The following is a 16,253-nucleotide window of genomic DNA, read 5'->3' on the forward strand; positions in this document are numbered from 1 at the left end:
GACACAGGCAGGGCGAGAGGGCGGGGAGCATGGCGCTGGACGCAGGACTGGTCGGGCGCGGCTACCCGCCCTCTGCCGTGTACGAGGTGGGGCGCGAGAAGATCGCCGAGTTCGCCCGGGCGCTCGGTGACCCCGACCCGGTCCACCTGGACCCGGCCGCCGCCCGCGCCGCCGGCCACCCCGACGTGATCGCCCCGCCCACCTTCGCCGTCGTCCTCAGCCTGCAGGCGGCCGACGTCGTCGTGGAGGACCCCGACGTGGGGCTGGACTACAGCCGGGTGGTGCACGGCGAGCAGCGCTTCACCCACCACCGGCCGATCCGCGCCGGCGACCGGCTGGTGGCCACCGCGACCGTCGACGCGGTCCGGACCGTGGCCGGCAACGACATGCTCACCACCCGGGTCGACCTGGCCACCGAGGACGGCGAGCTGGTCTGCACCACCCGCTCGATGCTCGTCGCCCGGGGCGCGTCGTGACCCTCCGCCTGACCGACGTCGAGGTCGGCACCGCCCTGCCCGAGCAGGTCTCCCGGGTCACCCGCGCGGACCTGGTCCGCTACGCCGGCGCGTCCGGTGACCTCAACGTCATCCACTGGAGCGACCGGGTCGCCCGCGAGGTCGGCCTGCCCGGTGTCATCGCGCACGGCATGCTCACCGCCGGCATCGCCGTCCGCGCCGTCAGCCAGTGGGTGGGCGACCCCGGCGCGGTCGTCGACTACCAGGTGCGGTTCAGCCGCCCGGTCGTCGTCCCGGACGACGACGAGGGCGCCGAGCTCACCGTCCGCGGGCGGGTCGCCGCCGTCGGCGACGACGGCCGGGTGCGGGTCGACCTGACCGTGACCAGCGGCGGGGACAAGGTCCTGTCCCTCGCCCGCGCCGTCGTCGCGCTCGGCTGACCCAGCCGGTCGGGCCGTTCCGTGCGTCGCCGTCCTGCGGCCCTGGCGGCCGAGCTGTGCCTGGTGCTGCTGCCGACCGCGGCCTGCACCGGCGCCACCCCCGGCAGCGCCGCACCGGCTCCGTCCGCCGCAGCGCCGGCCACGGGCGCCGCGGGGTGCCCCGCCGAGCGCGCCGCGCCGGACCCCGACCGGCCGGTCGTCGACCTCGAGTTCTCCCTCGCCGAGGACCTGCGCACCGTCACCGGCACCGAGTCCGTCGTCTTCACCCCCGACCGGCCCACCGGTGAGCTGGTGTTCCGCCTGGTGCCCAACGGGCCCGACGCCACCGCGGTGGGCAACCGGCTCACCGTCGACGCGGCGCGCGGCGACGACGTGGTGGCCGGCGGCTACGAGTCGGCCGGCGCGGGTGCGCCCGGCGGGCTCTACGTGCTCACCCTGGCCGAGCAGCTGGCCGCGGGGGAGTCCACCGCGGTGGAGCTGGACTTCACGCTGTCCCTCGGCGACGGCGGCTTCGAGCGGCTGGGCACGGCGGCGGACGTGTCCTGGTTCGCCAGCGGCGCACCGCTGCTCGCCTGGGAGCCCGGTGTCGGCTGGGCCCGCGACCCGTTCGTCGCGCTGACCGGCGAGACGGCCAGCAGCCCGGTCAGCGACACCACGATCGCCGTCGAGGCGCCGGCGGACCTGACCGTGCTGATGACCGGGGACCAGGACGAGCCGACCCGTGCCCGGGAGGGCCGGCGGACCTGGACGTCGCACGAGCCGGTCGCCCGGGACGTCAGCGTGGCCGTGGGCCGCTTCACCACCGCCGAGACCGAGGTGGCCGGCGTCCGCGTCACCACCGGGGTGCTGCCCGGTTCGGGCCGCGACCCGGCCCGGCTGGCGCGCGCCACGGCGGAGGCGATCGAGCAGCTCGGCGCCCGGTTCGGCGACTTCCCCTACGCCACGCTCACCGTGCCGTGGCTGCCGGACTTCGGCGGCGGCATCGAGTACCCGTCGTCGATCCTGCTGGCCAGCGACGCGGAGGTGGTGCTGGTGCACGAGGTCGCGCACATGTGGTTCTACGGGATGGTCGGCGACTCCCAGTTCCGCGACCCGTGGCTGGACGAGTCCTTCGCCAGCTACGCCGAGTCGGTGACCGGCGAGCCGGACGCCGACCGGGTGTCCCGGCTGCTGGCGGCCGAGGGCGACGTCGGCGGCTCGATGGCCTCCTTCGCCGACGACCGCCGGTACGTCACCGCCGTCTACGGCAAGGGCGCGGCGATGCTGCTCACCGCCCGCGAGCAGGCCGGCGCGGAGGCCTTCGACGCAGCGGTGCGGTGCTTCGTGGACGCGACGGCCTGGTCCATCGCCACGCCGGCGGACGTCGCGGCTGCCCTGGCGGACCTGCCCGCCGCGCTCGCCGTGCTGCAGCAGGCCGGCGCCCTGGACGCCGAGGACCTGCCGGGCTGACCTGCCCGGGGCGACCGGCTGGTTCAGCCCGCCGAGCCGAGCAGCTGCTGCACCCGGGTCAGCCCCGCGACGAGCTCGTCGTCGGTCAGCGCGTAGGACAGCCGCAGGTACCCGGGCATGCCGAACGCCTCGCCCGGCACCACGGCGACGTGCGCCCGGTCGAGCAGCACCTCGGCGAGCTCGGCGCTGCTGTGCACGGTGCGCCCGGCGATGCTGTGGCCCAGCAGCGCCTCGACCGAGGGGAACAGCGACCAGCCGCCCTGCGGCTCGGGGCAGGCGACCCCCGGCACCTGCCGGAGCAGGGCGACCGCGGTCTGCCGCCGCCGGTCCAGGTCGGCCCGCAGCGCGGCGACGCCGGACTGGTCGCCGGTCAGCGCGGCCACGGCGGCCCACTGCGCGACGGTGGCCGCCTCCGCGCTGCACCGGGTGTGCACCGCGGTGGCCGCCGCGACCACGTCGGCCGGGCCGAGCAGCCAGCCGACCGGCCAGCCGGCCGTCCCGTGCCCCGCGGCCACCCCCTGGACGACGACGCACCGGGACTGCAGCTCGGGCACCAGCGCCGGCAGCGACGGCGCCGTGGCCCCGCCGTGGACCAGCTGCTCGTGGGTCTGGTCGGTGAGCACCCACAGGCCCGTGTCCAGCGCCCAGCGGCCGATCTCGGCGACCGCCTCGGCCGGCTGGACGGCCCCCGTCGGCTCGGCGGGGGAGGAGAACAGCAGCAGCCGGGTCTGCGGGGTCCGGGCGGCGTCGAGCTGGCCGACCGAGACCAGGTAGCCGCTGGCCTCGTCCGCCACGACCGGCACCGGCACCCCGCCGGCCAGCCGGACGGCGTCGGCGTGGGCGGGGCGGTACGGCGTCGGCAGCAGCACCTCGTCGCCGGGGTCGAGCAGGGTGGCCAGCGCCTCGGCCAGGGCCTGCTCGACGCCGTTGGTGACCAGCACGTCGGCCGGGCGGGCCGAGAGACCCGAGTCGCGGGCGGTCGCCAGGGCGACGGCCTCCCGCAGCGCCGGGAGGCCGCCCGCGGGTGGCCGCCGGGCCGACGCGGTGTCCGCCGCGGCGGCCCGCGCCGCCTCCAGCACGTGCGGCGCCGGCGTCCCGTCCGGCTCCGCGGTGAAGCTGGTCACCGGGGTGCCGGCGGCCCGCAGCGCGGCCGCCCGGGCCTCGACCGCCTCGGCGAGCGACGGCGGGACCGCGGCGGCCCGCCGGGAGACCCGGCGCCCGGCCGGCGGCGGTGCCGGGACGGGGGGCGGCGAGCCCGGCACGGGAGCGGTGGTCATGGCGGCGATCGTGTCAGACCCGCGGGCGCGGTCGCCGCCGCGCGCGACCCTCCCGTCGGGGGCGGCGCCTGCCGTGTTCGCCGACGGCGCGGGCGGTCCCGTACACTCGATGCCCTGGGGCCTGTGGGACCCCGCCACCGGCGTGCCCCGGGGCTCCTCTCGAGGTGACCGGTCACGCCGCGGCGCGGCCCGGCGTCCCCTAGGGGTGTAGCTCAATTGGCAGAGCAGCGGTCTCCAAAACCGCAGGCTGCAGGTTCAAGTCCTGTCACCCCTGCCACCACCTGTCCGACGACCGAGAAGAGCGAGGCGCTGTGAGCGAGAAGGACGGCGAGCCGACCGACGGCGCTCCCGCCGACGACGAGCTGACCGCCGAGCAGATCGACGCCGAGACCCCGGGCGTCGACGACGCCGCGGAGCTCGAGGCCGCCGAGGACCAGGTCGCCGACGAGGCCGCGGCGGACGAGGACAAGGTCGTCGCCACGCCTCCCCGCCGTCGTCGCACCGGCAGCCGTCCCGCGAACCGGGCGGCCGACGCCGACCGGCCCGGCGAGGGCACCCGCACCCGGGCCGCCGCCGAGCGGGCCCGCGCCGCCGAGCTGCGCGAGAAGCGCAGCATCGGCCGGTTCCTCCGCGAGGTCGTCGCCGAGCTGCGCAAGGTGATCTGGCCCGGTCGCAAGGAGCTCATCACCTACACCACCGTGGTGATCGTCTTCGTCGCGGTCATGGTGGCGCTGGTCGCCGGCCTGGACATCCTCTTCGCCCAGGGCGTGCTCGCCGTCTTCGGCTGACCGCCCCCTGCGACTGCACCACACCCGAGAAGGAAGAGACCCTGTGACTGACCCCCGCGAGCCGTTCGAGACCGACAGCGCGGTCGAGGACACCGACCTCGACGACGCCGCTGCCGTCACCGGCACCGTCGACGTCGAGACCGGTGTCCGCGAGACGGGTGCCGCCGAGGGTTCCCTCGACACCTCGGACCTGACCGCCGACAACCCGGTGGGCGAGGCGTCCGTCTCCGGCAGCGGGAACTCCCGCGGCTCCGTGGACGACGTCCTGGTCGGCGACCCGCTCGCCGAGCCGGCGCCCGACCACGACCCGCTGGTGACCGAGACCCTCGAGGCTGCCGCCGAGGCGGACGAGGACCCGGCCGAGGCGCTGCGCAAGACGCTGCGCAACCAGTTCGGCGACTGGTACGTGATCCACTCCTACGCCGGCTACGAGAACAAGGTGAAGACCAACCTCGAGTCCCGGATCACCTCGCTCGACATGGAGGACTACATCTTCCAGATCGAGGTGCCCACCGAGGAGGTCACCGAGATCAAGAACGGCAAGCGGGTCCAGGTCAACCGCAAGAAGCTGCCCGGGTACCTGCTGGTCCGGATGGACCTCAACGACGAGTCGTGGGGCGCGGTGCGCAACACCCCCGGTGTCACCGGCTTCGTCGGGGCCACCTCGCGGCCCTCCCCGCTCAGCATCGACGAGGTGGTCAACCTCCTCGTCCCGGCCACCACCGCCAAGCCCGCGGCGACCGCGGACGAGGCCACCCCGACCGCCGGGCCCAGCACGGTCGTCGAGTTCGAGGTCGGCGAGAGCATCACCGTCATGGACGGCCCGTTCGCGACGCTGCCCGCCACCATCAACGAGATCAACCCCGAGCAGCAGAAGCTCCAGGTCCTCGTCTCCATCTTCGGCCGCGAGACGCCGGTCGAGCTGTCGTTCACCCAGGTCGCCAAGATCTGAGGTCCGGGTGCCGCCCGGCACCGGGACCTCCCAGACCTGACCACACGACGCCCCGTACAGACAGAAGGAAGAAGTCATGCCCCCCAGGAAGCGGTTGACCGCGGTCATCAAGCTCCAGATCAACGCCGGTGCGGCCACCCCCGCGCCGCCCGTGGGCCCCGCCCTCGGTCAGCACGGCGTGAACATCATGGAGTTCTGCAAGGCGTACAACGCCGCGACGGAGTCCCAGCGCGGCAACGTCATCCCGGTCGAGATCTCGGTCTTCGAGGACCGGTCGTTCACCTTCGTCACCAAGACGCCGCCGGCGGCGCGGATGATCCTCAAGGCCGCCGGGGTCGAGAAGGGCTCGGGCGAGCCGCACAAGACCAAGGTCGCCACGATCACCCGCGACCAGGTCCGCGAGATCGCCACCACCAAGATGGCCGACCTCAACGCCAACGACCTCGACCAGGCCGAGAAGATCATCGCCGGCACCGCCCGGTCGATGGGCATCACCGTCAAGTAAGCAGCACCACCCAGCACCCGTGGGAGGGCCTCGCCGGCCCGTTCACCACATGACCCCCGTTCCCCGGGGGGAAGGAGCACCACCATGGCCAAGCACGGCAAGAACTACCGCAAGGTCGCCGAACTGGTCGACGCGGACACGCTGTACAGCCCGCTGCAGGCGACCGGTCTGGCCAAGCAGACCTCCACCACGTCCTACGACGCGACCGTCGAGGTCGCCATCCGGCTCGGCGTGGACCCGCGCAAGGCCGACCAGATGGTCCGCGGCACGGTCAACCTGCCGCACGGCACCGGCAAGACCGCCCGCGTCATCGTCTTCGCGACCGGTGACAAGGCCGCCGAGGCCGAGGCCGCCGGCGCCGACGTCGTGGGCGCCGAGGACCTGATCGAGCGCATCCAGGGCGGCTTCCTGGACTTCGACGCCGCGATCGCGACCCCGGACCAGATGGCCAAGGTCGGCCGGATCGCCCGCATCCTCGGCCCCCGTGGCCTGATGCCGAACCCGAAGACCGGCACCGTGACCCCCGACGTCACCAAGGCGGTCAACGACATCAAGGGCGGGAAGATCAACTTCCGCGTCGACAAGCAGGCCAACCTGCACCTGGTGATCGGCAAGACCTCCTTCGAGCAGGAGAAGCTGGTCGAGAACTACGCCGCCGCCCTGGACGAGGTGCTCCGCGCCAAGCCGTCGGCCGCCAAGGGCCGGTACCTGAAGAAGGTCACCATCTCGACCACCATGGGCCCGGGCATCCCGGTCGACCCGAACCGCACCCGCAACCTGACCGTGGACGAGCCCTCCGCCTGACGGAGGACCTCGCTGCCCCCACGCCTCGCAGGCTCGGCGCGGGCCCCTGCAGCGAGGCCGGACCATCGAACGGCGTCGCCCCTCCGGGGGCGGCGCCGTTCGGCGTCCGCGGCCGTGTACCCTTGCCCCTGTTCCCCCCAAGACCGCTGGTCGTCGCACGTCCGCGTGCGATCGAAGGTCCCGGATCACCGGGCGACCCGCGCAGGTGGACGGTACGACGAACGCGTCGTGGCCCGGGTTGCACCCGGACCCGGCCCGTCCTTCGCCCCGTGCGCTCTGCGCCGGGGCGTTCCTCGTCTCCGGGCCCCGATCGCAGGCACGTACGCCGGCCGCGGTCGCCCGACACACGAGAGGAGGGCCCATGCCCACTCAGGCCAAGAACGCGGCGATCGAGGAGATCAGCCGGCGTTTCCAGGACTCGAGCGCAGCGGTGCTCACCGAGTACCGCGGGCTGACCGTGGCGCAGCTGACCCAGCTGCGTCGTTCCCTCGGTGCGGGCAGCAGCTACGCCGTCGTCAAGAACACCCTGACGAAGCGGGCGGCGGACTCGGTCGGACACACCGACCTGGCCCCGCTGCTCACCGGCCCCACCGCGATCGCCTTCGTCGAGGGCGACCCGGTCGAGGCTGCGAAGGCCATCCGCGACTTCTCCCGCGCCAACCCGCTGCTCGTCATCAAGGGCGGCGTGGTCGAAGGCCGCACGGTCGACGCCGCCGAGGTCTCGCGCCTCGCCGACGTCGAGCCCCGTGAGGTCCTGCTGGCCAAGCTGGCCGGCGCGATGAAGGGCAACCTGACCAAGGCCGCCGGGCTGTTCCAGGCCCCGCTGTCCCAGGTCGCCCGGCTGGCTGCCGCGCTGCAGGAGAAGAAGGAGGCGGCCGGCGAGAGCCTGCCCGCCGCCGAGGCTCCCGCGGCCGACGCCGCTGCTGCTGACACCACCCCCGAGACCACGGATGCTGCTGCGGACTCCGCAGCCGGCACCGACTGACCTAGAAGGAGACCAACATGGCCAAGCTGTCCACCGACGCCCTGCTCGACGCGTTCAAGGAGATGACCCTCCTGGAGCTGTCGGACTTCGTGAAGCAGTTCGAGGAGACCTTCGAGGTCACCGCCGCTGCCCCCGTCGCCGTTGCCGCTGCCGGCCCCGCCGCCGGTGGCGCCGCTGCCGAGGCCCCGGTCGAGCAGGACGAGTTCGACGTCGTCCTCGAGGCTGCCGGCGACAAGAAGATCCAGGTCATCAAGGAGGTGCGCAGCCTGACCTCGCTCGGCCTCAAGGAGGCCAAGGACCTGGTCGACAACGCGCCGAAGCCGGTGCTGGAGAAGGTCGCCAAGGACGCCGCCGAGAAGGCCAAGGCCGCTCTCGAGGGCGCCGGCGCCACCGTCACCGTCAAGTGACACCCCGCCCGGTCGGCTGACCGGGCACCGCACCACCCGCACCGCACAGCAGGGGCCGTCCTCCTCCGGGAGGGCGGCCCCTGCTGCGTCCCCACCCCGGGCGGACGCGTCCACAGGACCGGCGTGGCGGCTGCCGCACAGCCGGGTCACTGGCATCATCGTGCTGCGAACCACCCCGCTCGAGCCGGTCGCGGTGGTCCGGCGCCCCTCCCCGGGCGCAGGGGCCCTCGGTGCCGGACGTGCGCCGTCCACGCGTCGGAGTGTGTCCCTGACCGCTCCGGCCTCCCGACGTGGACACCGGCGTCGAGCAGGGGTAGGGTCTCCTGTTGCGCTGCCCTCTGACTGCCAACCCGCCGACACGGGTCACCAGGGGTGCCCGGGGAACGGTCCAGGGGCATCCCGTGTTGACGTCGTCGACGGGGCCGGCATCCGCGGTCAGCCTCGCCGATACCGACGACGACCCAGGACGAAAAGCACCCGCCCGCACGTCGTGAGGTCCTTGGAAGGACGCATCTTGGCAGGCTCTCGCCCCACCAGCACCACCACCACTGATCCCAGCACCACCCCGGTCGACGTCCAGCCCGGTCCCCGCACCGGTGGCACCGACCAGCAGAAGATCCCCGGCGCGCCGCTCCGCGTCTCGTTCGCCAAGATCCGCGAGCCCCTCGAGGTGCCGGACCTGCTCGCGCTGCAGACCGCCTCGTTCGACTGGCTCGTCGGCGCCCCGCAGTGGAAGGCCACCCTCGCCCCCGAGGACCAGGCCGGCGCGGTCGGCGGTCTCGCCGAGATCCTCGAGGAGATCTCCCCGATCGAGGACTTCAGCGGCTCGATGTCGCTGTCCTTCTCCAACCCGCGCTTCGAGGACGTCAAGGCGTCCCTCGAGGAGTGCAAGGACAAGGACATGACCTACGCGGCGCCGCTGTTCGTCACCGCCGAGTTCATGAACAACACCACCGGCGAGATCAAGAGCCAGACGGTGTTCATGGGCGACTTCCCGGTCATGACGAGCAAGGGCACGTTCGTCATCAACGGGACCGAGCGCGTCGTCGTCTCGCAGCTCGTCCGCTCGCCCGGCGTCTACTTCGACAAGACCCTGGACAAGACGTCGGACAAGGACGTCTACAGCGCCAAGGTCATCCCCAGCCGTGGTGCGTGGCTGGAGTTCGACGTCGACAAGCGCGACACCGTCGGTGTCCGCATCGACCGCAAGCGCCGCCAGCCGGTCAGCGTGCTGCTGAAGGCCCTCGGCTGGACCGAGGACCGGATCCGCGAGCACTTCCAGTGGTCGCCCACCATGCTGGCCACCCTGGAGAAGGACCACATCGCCGGCCAGGACGAGGCGCTGCTGGACATCTACCGCAAGCTGCGCCCGGGCGAGCCGCCGACGCGTGAGTCCGCGCAGGCGCTGCTGGAGAACCTCTTCTTCAACCCAAAGCGCTACGACCTCGCCAAGGTCGGCCGCTACAAGGTCAACAAGAAGCTGATGGTCGACGTGCCCAAGGGCACCTCGACGCTGACCGAGGACGACATCGTCGCCACCATCGAGTACGTCGTGCGTCTCCACGCCGGCGAGCCCGACCACGGCGTCGATGACATCGACCACTTCGGCAACCGTCGCCTGCGCACCGTCGGCGAGCTGATCCAGAACCAGATCCGGGTCGGCCTCTCCCGCATGGAGCGCGTGGTCCGCGAGCGGATGACGACCCAGGACGTCGAGGCGATCACGCCGCAGACCCTGATCAACATCCGGCCGGTCGTCGCCTCCATCAAGGAGTTCTTCGGCACCAGCCAGCTGTCGCAGTTCATGGACCAGACCAACCCGCTCGCGGGCCTGACCCACAAGCGCCGCCTGTCGGCGCTGGGCCCGGGTGGTCTGTCCCGTGAGCGTGCGGGCATGGAGGTCCGCGACGTGCACCCGAGCCACTACGGCCGGATGTGCCCGATCGAGACCCCCGAGGGCCCGAACATCGGCCTGATCGGGTCGCTGTCCTCGTTCGGCCGGGTGAACCCCTTCGGGTTCATCGAGACGCCGTACCGCAAGGTCGAGAACGGCACCGTCACCGACCAGATCGACTACCTGACCGCCGACGAGGAGGACCGCTTCGTCGTCGCCCAGGCCAACTCGCCGCTGGACGCGACGGGCCGCTTCGCCGAGGACCTGGTCCTGGTCCGCACCAAGGGCGGGGAGACCACCGACCTCGCCCCGGAGAACGTCGACTACATGGACGTCTCGCCGCGGCAGATGACCTCGGTCGCGACGGCGATGATCCCGTTCCTCGAGCACGACGACGCGAACCGGGCCCTGATGGGCGCGAACATGCAGCGTCAGGCGGTCCCGCTGCTGCGCAGCGAGGCGCCGCTGGTCGGCACCGGCATGGAGCTGCGTGCCGCCGTCGACGCCGGTGACGTCGTGGTGGCCGAGAAGGCCGGTGTGGTCGAGGACTCCACCGCCGACTTCGTCACCGTCATGGCCGACGACGGGACCCGGCAGACCTACCGGCTGCTGAAGTTCCAGCGCTCGAACCAGGGCACCTCGATCAACCAGAGCCCGGTCGTCGAGGAGGGGCAGCGCGTCGAGGCCGGTCAGGTCATCGCCGACGGCCCGTGCACCGACGAGGGCGAGATGGCGCTGGGCAAGAACCTGCTCGTCGCCTTCATGCCCTGGGAGGGCCACAACTACGAGGACGCGATCATCCTGTCGCAGCGCCTCGTGCAGGACGACGTCCTGTCCTCGATCCACATCGAGGAGTTCGAGGTCGACGCCCGGGACACCAAGCTGGGCGCCGAGGAGATCACCCGGGACATCCCGAACGTCTCCGAGGAGGTCCTCGCCGACCTCGACGAGCGCGGGATCATCCGCATCGGTGCCGAGGTCGTCCCCGGCGACATCCTCGTCGGCAAGGTCACGCCCAAGGGCGAGACCGAGCTGACCCCCGAGGAGCGGCTGCTGCGGGCGATCTTCGGCGAGAAGGCCCGCGAGGTGCGCGACACCAGCCTCAAGGTCAAGCACGGCGAGTCCGGCAAGGTCATCGGCGTCCGGGTCTTCTCCCGCGAGGACGGCGACGAGCTGCCCGCCGGCGTGAACGAGCTCATCCGGGTCTACGTGGCCCAGATGCGCAAGATCAGCGACGGCGACAAGCTGGCCGGTCGGCACGGCAACAAGGGCGTCATCTCCAAGATCCTCCCCCAGGAGGACATGCCGTTCCTCGAGGACGGCACGCCGGTCGACATCGTGCTCAACCCGCTGGGCGTGCCCGGCCGGATGAACGTCGGCCAGGTGCTGGAGACCCACCTCGGGTGGATCGCCAAGCAGGGCTGGCAGGTCGAGGGGTCCCCGGACTGGGCCGCGAAGCTGCCCGGCGCCGCCCGCTCGGCCGCACCGGACACCCGCACCGCGACGCCGGTCTTCGACGGCGCCCGCGAGGAGGAGATCATCGGCCTGCTGGGCTCGACGATCCCGAACCGCGACGGTGACCGGATGGTCAAGGAGACCGGCAAGGCGCGGCTGTTCGACGGCCGCTCCGGGGAGCCCTTCCCCGAGCCGATCTCGGTGGGCTACGTCTACATCCTGAAGCTGCTGCACCTCGTCGACGACAAGATCCACGCCCGTTCGACCGGGCCGTACTCGATGATCACGCAGCAGCCGCTCGGTGGTAAGGCGCAGTTCGGTGGTCAGCGCTTCGGTGAGATGGAGTGCTGGGCGATGCAGGCCTACGGCGCGGCCTACGCGCTGCAGGAGCTGCTCACCATCAAGTCCGACGACATCCTCGGCCGGGTCAAGGTCTACGAGGCCATCGTCAAGGGCGAGAACATCCCCGAGCCGGGCATCCCGGAGTCGTTCAAGGTGCTGCTCAAGGAGCTCCAGTCGCTCTGCCTGAACGTGGAGGTCCTCTCCAGCGACGGCAACGCGATCGAGCTGCGTGACACCGACGACGAGGTCTTCCGGGCCGCGGAGGAGCTGGGCATCGACCTGTCCCGCCGCGAGCCGTCGTCCGTCGAAGACGTCTGACCGGTCGCCGGCCGGCCCTGACCAGTCAGGGCCGGCCGGCACCACACCTTTTCGAAAAGAAGCGAAGAACTAGCCCCGGAAAGGGGTACATCGAGTGCTCGACGTCAACTTCTTCGACGAACTGCGCATCGGTCTGGCCAGCGGAGACGACATCCGCCAGTGGTCACACGGTGAGGTGAAGAAGCCCGAGACCATCAACTACCGCACCCTCCGCCCGGAGAAGGACGGTCTCTTCTGCGAGAAGATCTTCGGTCCCACCCGGGACTGGGAGTGCTACTGCGGCAAGTACAAGCGCGTCCGCTTCAAGGGGATCATCTGCGAGCGCTGCGGCGTCGAGGTGACCCGCGCCAAGGTGCGTCGTGAGCGGATGGGCCACATCGAGCTGGCCGCGCCGGTCACCCACATCTGGTTCTTCAAGGGCGTCCCGTCGCGCCTGGGCTACCTGCTCGACCTGGCGCCCAAGGACCTCGAGAAGATCATCTACTTCGCGGCCTACATGATCACCACCGTCGACGACGAGGCGCGTCACCGCGACCTGCCGACCGTCGAGGCCGAGATCAGCGCCGAGAAGCACAACCTCGAGTCCCGCCGCGACGCCGACGTGGAGGCCCGCCAGCAGAAGCTGGAGGCCGACCTCGCCGAGCTCGAGGCCGAGGGTGCCAAGTCCGACGTGCGCCGCAAGGTCCGCGAGGGTGGCGAGCGCGAGATGCGCCAGCTCCGCGACCGCGCCCAGCGCGAGATCGACCGCCTCGACGAGGTGATGGACACCTTCCGCAAGCTCGAGGTGAAGCAGCTCATCGCCGACGAGGGCCTCTACCGCGAGCTGCGCGACCGCTTCGGTGAGTACTTCGAGGGCGGCATGGGCGCCGCGGCGCTGCAGAAGCTGCTCGCCGGCTTCGACCTCGACGCGGAGGCCGTCTCGCTGCGCGAGACCATCCGCAGCGGCAAGGGCCAGCGCAAGCTGCGGGCCCTCAAGCGCCTCAAGGTCGTCGCGGCGTTCCAGCAGACCCAGAACTCGCCCATGGGCATGGTGCTGGACTGCGTCCCGGTCATCCCGCCGGACCTGCGCCCGATGGTGCAGCTCGACGGTGGCCGCTTCGCCACCAGCGACATGAACGACCTGTACCGCCGGGTGATCAACCGGAACAACCGGCTCAAGCGGCTGCTCGACCTGGGCGCGCCGGAGATCATCGTCAACAACGAGAAGCGGATGCTCCAGGAGTCCGTGGACGCGCTGTTCGACAACGGCCGTCGCGGCCGTCCGGTCACCGGTCCGGGCAACCGCCCGCTGAAGTCCCTGAGCGACCTGCTCAAGGGCAAGCAGGGCCGCTTCCGTCAGAACCTGCTGGGCAAGCGCGTCGACTACTCCGGCCGTTCGGTCATCGTCGTCGGCCCGCAGCTCAAGCTGCACCAGTGCGGTCTGCCCAAGCAGATGGCGCTGGAGCTGTTCAAGCCCTTCGTCATGAAGCGGCTGGTCGACCTCAACCACGCGCAGAACATCAAGTCCGCCAAGCGGATGGTGGAGCGCGCGCGGCCGGTCGTGTGGGACGTGCTCGAGGAGGTCATCACCGAGCACCCGGTGCTGCTCAACCGGGCGCCGACGCTGCACCGCCTGGGCATCCAGGCCTTCGAGCCCCAGCTGGTCGAGGGCAAGGCCATCCAGATCCACCCGCTGGTCTGCACCGCGTTCAACGCGGACTTCGACGGTGACCAGATGGCGGTGCACCTGCCGCTGTCGGCCGAGGCCCAGGCCGAGGCCCGCATCCTGATGCTGTCCAGCAACAACATCCTGAGCCCGGCCGACGGTCGTCCGATCACCGCGCCGACCCAGGACATGGTGCTGGGCCTGTACCACCTGACGTCGCTGGCCGGTTCGGCCGAGGTGCCCGAGGGCGAGCGCCCCAAGTCCTACTCCACGACCGCCGAGGCGGTCATGGCCTACGACAAGGGCGTGCTCGGGCTGCAGGAGCGCGTGCTCATCCGGATGGACGAGGTCTTCGGCGTCGACAACGGCCCGAACGACCCGTGGGAGGCCCCCGAGGGCTGGGAGCCCGGTCAGCCGGCGCTCGTCTCCACCAGCCTGGGCCGGGTGCTCTTCAACGAGGCCCTGCCCGAGGACTACCGCTTCGTCAACTACCAGGTGCCGAAGAAGGCGCTGGGCGCGATCGTCAACGACCTCGCCGAGCGCTACCCCAAGGTGCAGGTGGCGGCGACGCTGGACGCCCTCAAGGCGGCCGGTTTCCGCTGGGCGACCCGTTCCGGCGTGACGATCGCCATCGACGACGTCGTGACCCCGCCCGTGAAGGCGGCGATCCTGGAGCGCCACGAAGACGAGGCCCGCAAGATCGAGCGCCAGTACGAGCGCGGCGTCATCACCGACGCCGAGCGTCGTTCGGAGCTCATCGAGATCTGGACCCGCGCGCGGGCCGAGGTCAGCCAGGCCATGGTGGACAACTTCCCGACCACCAACCCGGTCTGGGTCATGGTCAACTCCGGCGCCCGCGGCAACATGATGCAGATCAGCCAGATCGCCGGCATGCGTGGCCTGGTGGCCAACCCGAAGGGCGAGATCATCCCGCGGCCGATCAAGGCCAACTTCCGGGAGGGTCTGTCCGTGCTGGAGTACTTCATCTCCACGCACGGTGCCCGCAAGGGCCTGGCGGACACCGCGCTGCGGACCGCCGACTCCGGCTACCTCACCCGACGGCTGGTCGACGTCTCGCAGGACGTCATCATCCGCGAGGAGGACTGCGGCACCGAGCGCGGCGTCATCATGCCGATCGGCACCGTGCTGGACGGCAAGGTCACCCGCGACGCCCACGTCGAGACCAGCGTGTACGCACGTGCGCTGGCCGCTGACGTGGTCGCCTCCGACGGCACGGTCATCGCCGAGGCCGGCGCCGACCTGGGCGACGTGCTGATCGCCCAGCTGGTCGACGCCAACGTGTCCGAGGTCAAGGTCCGCTGCGTGCTCACCTGCGAGTCGCTGCTCGGCACCTGCGCCACCTGCTACGGCCGGTCGCTGGCCTCGGGCAAGCTCGTCGACGTCGGCGAGGCGGTCGGGATCATCGCCGCCCAGTCGATCGGTGAGCCCGGCACCCAGCTGACGATGCGCACCTTCCACACCGGTGGTGTGGCCGGTGCCGACATCACGCACGGTCTGCCGCGTGTGGTGGAGCTCTTCGAGGCCCGTGTCCCCAAGGGCAAGGCCCCGATCGCCGAGCTGGCCGGTTCGGTCCGGATCGAGGACAGCGAGCAGTTCCGCAAGCTGACCATCACCCCGGACGACGGCTCCGACGAGGTCGTCTACGAGAAGCTGTCGCGTCGCTCGCGGCTGCGGGTCGAGGACGGCGGCCACGTCGAGGTCGGCGAGCAGCTGACCGAGGGTGCGGTCGACCCGCACGAGGTGCTGCGGATCATGGGCCCGCGCGAGGTGCAGCTGCACCTGGTGCGCGAGGTCCAGGAGGTCTACCGCAGCCAGGGCGTGTCGATCCACGACAAGCACATCGAGGTGATCATCCGCCAGATGCTGAAGCGGGTGACCATCATCGACTCGGGCGCGACGGAGTTCCTGCCCGGTGCGCTGGTCGAGCGGACGATCTTCGAGACCGAGAACCGTCGGGTCGTCTCCGAGGGCGGCGAGCCCGCCTCGGCGCGCCCGGTGCTGATGGGGATCACCAAGGCGTCGCTGGCGACGGAATCGTGGCTGTCCGCGGCCTCGTTCCAGGAGACGACCAAGGTGCTCACCGACGCGGCGATCCAGGGCAAGAGCGACAGCCTGCTCGGGCTCAAGGAGAACGTGATCATCGGCAAGCTCATCCCGGCCGGTACCGGGATCAGCCGCTACCGGAACATCACGGTCGAGCCCACCGAGGAGGCGCGTGCCGCCGTCTACACCATGGCCGGCTACGACGACGGGCAGTACTACAGCCCCGACGTCTTCGGTCAGGGCACGGGCGAGGCAGTGCGGCTCGAGGAGTACGACTGGCGCTGAGGCGCCGGTGAGTGAGTGACGGAAGGGCCCCGCAGGCGAGTCGCCTGCGGGGCCCTTCTGCGTGTCCAGGAGCCGACCTGGCGTCACGTGACGCAACTGCCGGCAGGATGCGGGTTGCCCCGGGATCAGGTGACCTGATCCCGGGTGCTCCTAGCTCACCTCAGGACGTGAGCCAGGAGCACCGGGGG

At 71.5% G+C, this 16,253-nt stretch carries 12 protein-coding genes and 1 tRNA gene; 12 read left to right on the forward strand and 1 reads right to left on the reverse strand.

Going from position 1 to position 16,253, the window contains the following annotated elements; translation table 11 throughout:
- Positions 1-29 precede the first annotated feature (29 nt).
- Genes HL054_RS13675 through HL054_RS13685 form a run of 3 tightly spaced genes read left to right on the forward strand, consistent with a single transcriptional unit; the run spans position 30 to position 2,344 of the window.
- Positions 30-476, forward strand: coding sequence for an FAS1-like dehydratase domain-containing protein (locus tag HL054_RS13675; protein WP_369139557.1), 447 nt, complete (start codon positions 30-32; stop codon positions 474-476).
- Positions 473-895 (forward strand): MaoC/PaaZ C-terminal domain-containing protein, encoded by a 423-nt coding sequence (locus HL054_RS13680; protein WP_369139558.1) that lies wholly within the window; start codon positions 473-475, stop codon positions 893-895. Before HL054_RS13675 ends, HL054_RS13680 begins: the two co-directional genes overlap by 4 nt.
- A gap of 21 nt (positions 896-916) precedes the next feature.
- Entirely contained in the window at positions 917-2,344 is a 1,428-nt protein-coding gene (locus HL054_RS13685; RefSeq protein ID WP_369139559.1) for a M1 family aminopeptidase, read from the forward strand.
- Between the two features lie 23 nt (positions 2,345-2,367).
- Here HL054_RS13685 and HL054_RS13690 read toward each other — a convergent pair whose 3' ends face one another.
- The gene (locus tag HL054_RS13690; RefSeq protein ID WP_369139560.1) at positions 2,368-3,621 is read right to left on the reverse strand and encodes an aminotransferase class I/II-fold pyridoxal phosphate-dependent enzyme; all 1,254 of its coding nucleotides are present in this window, start codon (positions 3,619-3,621) and stop codon (positions 2,368-2,370) included.
- 201 nt (positions 3,622-3,822) lie between these two features.
- Between HL054_RS13690 and HL054_RS13695 the strand changes: the two genes are divergently transcribed.
- The 9 genes from HL054_RS13695 to HL054_RS13735 all read left to right on the forward strand — a co-directional run bounded on the left by HL054_RS13695 (position 3,823) and on the right by HL054_RS13735 (position 16,065).
- Positions 3,823-3,898 (forward strand) — tRNA-Trp (locus HL054_RS13695).
- A 34-nt stretch (positions 3,899-3,932) separates the two neighbouring features.
- Complete coding sequence (secE, locus tag HL054_RS13700) at positions 3,933-4,409, forward strand: preprotein translocase subunit SecE (protein WP_369139561.1); 477 nt, start codon at positions 3,933-3,935, stop codon at positions 4,407-4,409.
- A gap of 43 nt (positions 4,410-4,452) precedes the next feature.
- Positions 4,453-5,361 carry a transcription termination/antitermination protein NusG gene (gene nusG / locus HL054_RS13705; protein ID WP_369139562.1) on the forward strand — a complete coding sequence of 303 codons (909 nt, stop codon included), beginning with the start codon at positions 4,453-4,455 and terminating at the stop codon, positions 5,359-5,361.
- A 76-nt stretch (positions 5,362-5,437) separates the two neighbouring features.
- Entirely contained in the window at positions 5,438-5,866 is a 429-nt protein-coding gene (gene rplK, locus HL054_RS13710) for a 50S ribosomal protein L11 (RefSeq protein ID WP_369139563.1), read from the forward strand.
- 84 nt (positions 5,867-5,950) lie between these two features.
- The gene (gene rplA / locus HL054_RS13715; protein WP_369139564.1) at positions 5,951-6,670 is read left to right on the forward strand and encodes a 50S ribosomal protein L1; all 720 of its coding nucleotides are present in this window, start codon (positions 5,951-5,953) and stop codon (positions 6,668-6,670) included.
- A 361-nt stretch (positions 6,671-7,031) separates the two neighbouring features.
- Positions 7,032-7,655: a 50S ribosomal protein L10 gene (rplJ, locus tag HL054_RS13720; RefSeq protein ID WP_440347937.1), complete on the forward strand. Its 624-nt coding sequence runs from the start codon at positions 7,032-7,034 to the stop codon at positions 7,653-7,655.
- Positions 7,656-7,672: 17 nt separating this feature from the next.
- Positions 7,673-8,062, forward strand: a complete 390-nt coding sequence (rplL, locus tag HL054_RS13725) for a 50S ribosomal protein L7/L12 (RefSeq protein WP_440347938.1) — start codon at positions 7,673-7,675, stop codon at positions 8,060-8,062.
- 514 nt (positions 8,063-8,576) lie between these two features.
- Positions 8,577-12,071: a DNA-directed RNA polymerase subunit beta gene (gene rpoB, locus HL054_RS13730; protein WP_440347939.1), complete on the forward strand. Its 3,495-nt coding sequence runs from the start codon at positions 8,577-8,579 to the stop codon at positions 12,069-12,071.
- Between the two features lie 94 nt (positions 12,072-12,165).
- Positions 12,166-16,065 carry a DNA-directed RNA polymerase subunit beta' gene (locus tag HL054_RS13735; RefSeq protein WP_369139565.1) on the forward strand — a complete coding sequence of 1,300 codons (3,900 nt, stop codon included), beginning with the start codon at positions 12,166-12,168 and terminating at the stop codon, positions 16,063-16,065.
- Positions 16,066-16,253 lie beyond the last annotated feature (188 nt).

Origin of the sequence: Modestobacter versicolor, from assembly GCF_041028285.1 — a bacterium.
GTDB classification, from domain to species: Bacteria; Actinomycetota; Actinomycetes; order Mycobacteriales; family Geodermatophilaceae; genus Modestobacter; species Modestobacter versicolor_A.

Excerpts from the sequence above, each read along its gene's own strand:
- HL054_RS13675 (WP_369139557.1), top strand. The coding sequence starts at position 30 with ATGGCGCTGGACGCAGGACTGGTCGGGCGCGGCTACCCGCCCTCTGCC.
- HL054_RS13690 (WP_369139560.1), bottom strand. The coding sequence starts at position 3,621 with ATGACCACCGCTCCCGTGCCGGGCTCGCCGCCCCCCGTCCCGGCACCG.
- rplK (WP_369139563.1), top strand. The coding sequence starts at position 5,438 with ATGCCCCCCAGGAAGCGGTTGACCGCGGTCATCAAGCTCCAGATCAAC.
- rplA (WP_369139564.1), top strand. The coding sequence starts at position 5,951 with ATGGCCAAGCACGGCAAGAACTACCGCAAGGTCGCCGAACTGGTCGAC.
- rplJ (WP_440347937.1), top strand. The coding sequence starts at position 7,032 with ATGCCCACTCAGGCCAAGAACGCGGCGATCGAGGAGATCAGCCGGCGT.
- rplL (WP_440347938.1), top strand. The coding sequence starts at position 7,673 with ATGGCCAAGCTGTCCACCGACGCCCTGCTCGACGCGTTCAAGGAGATG.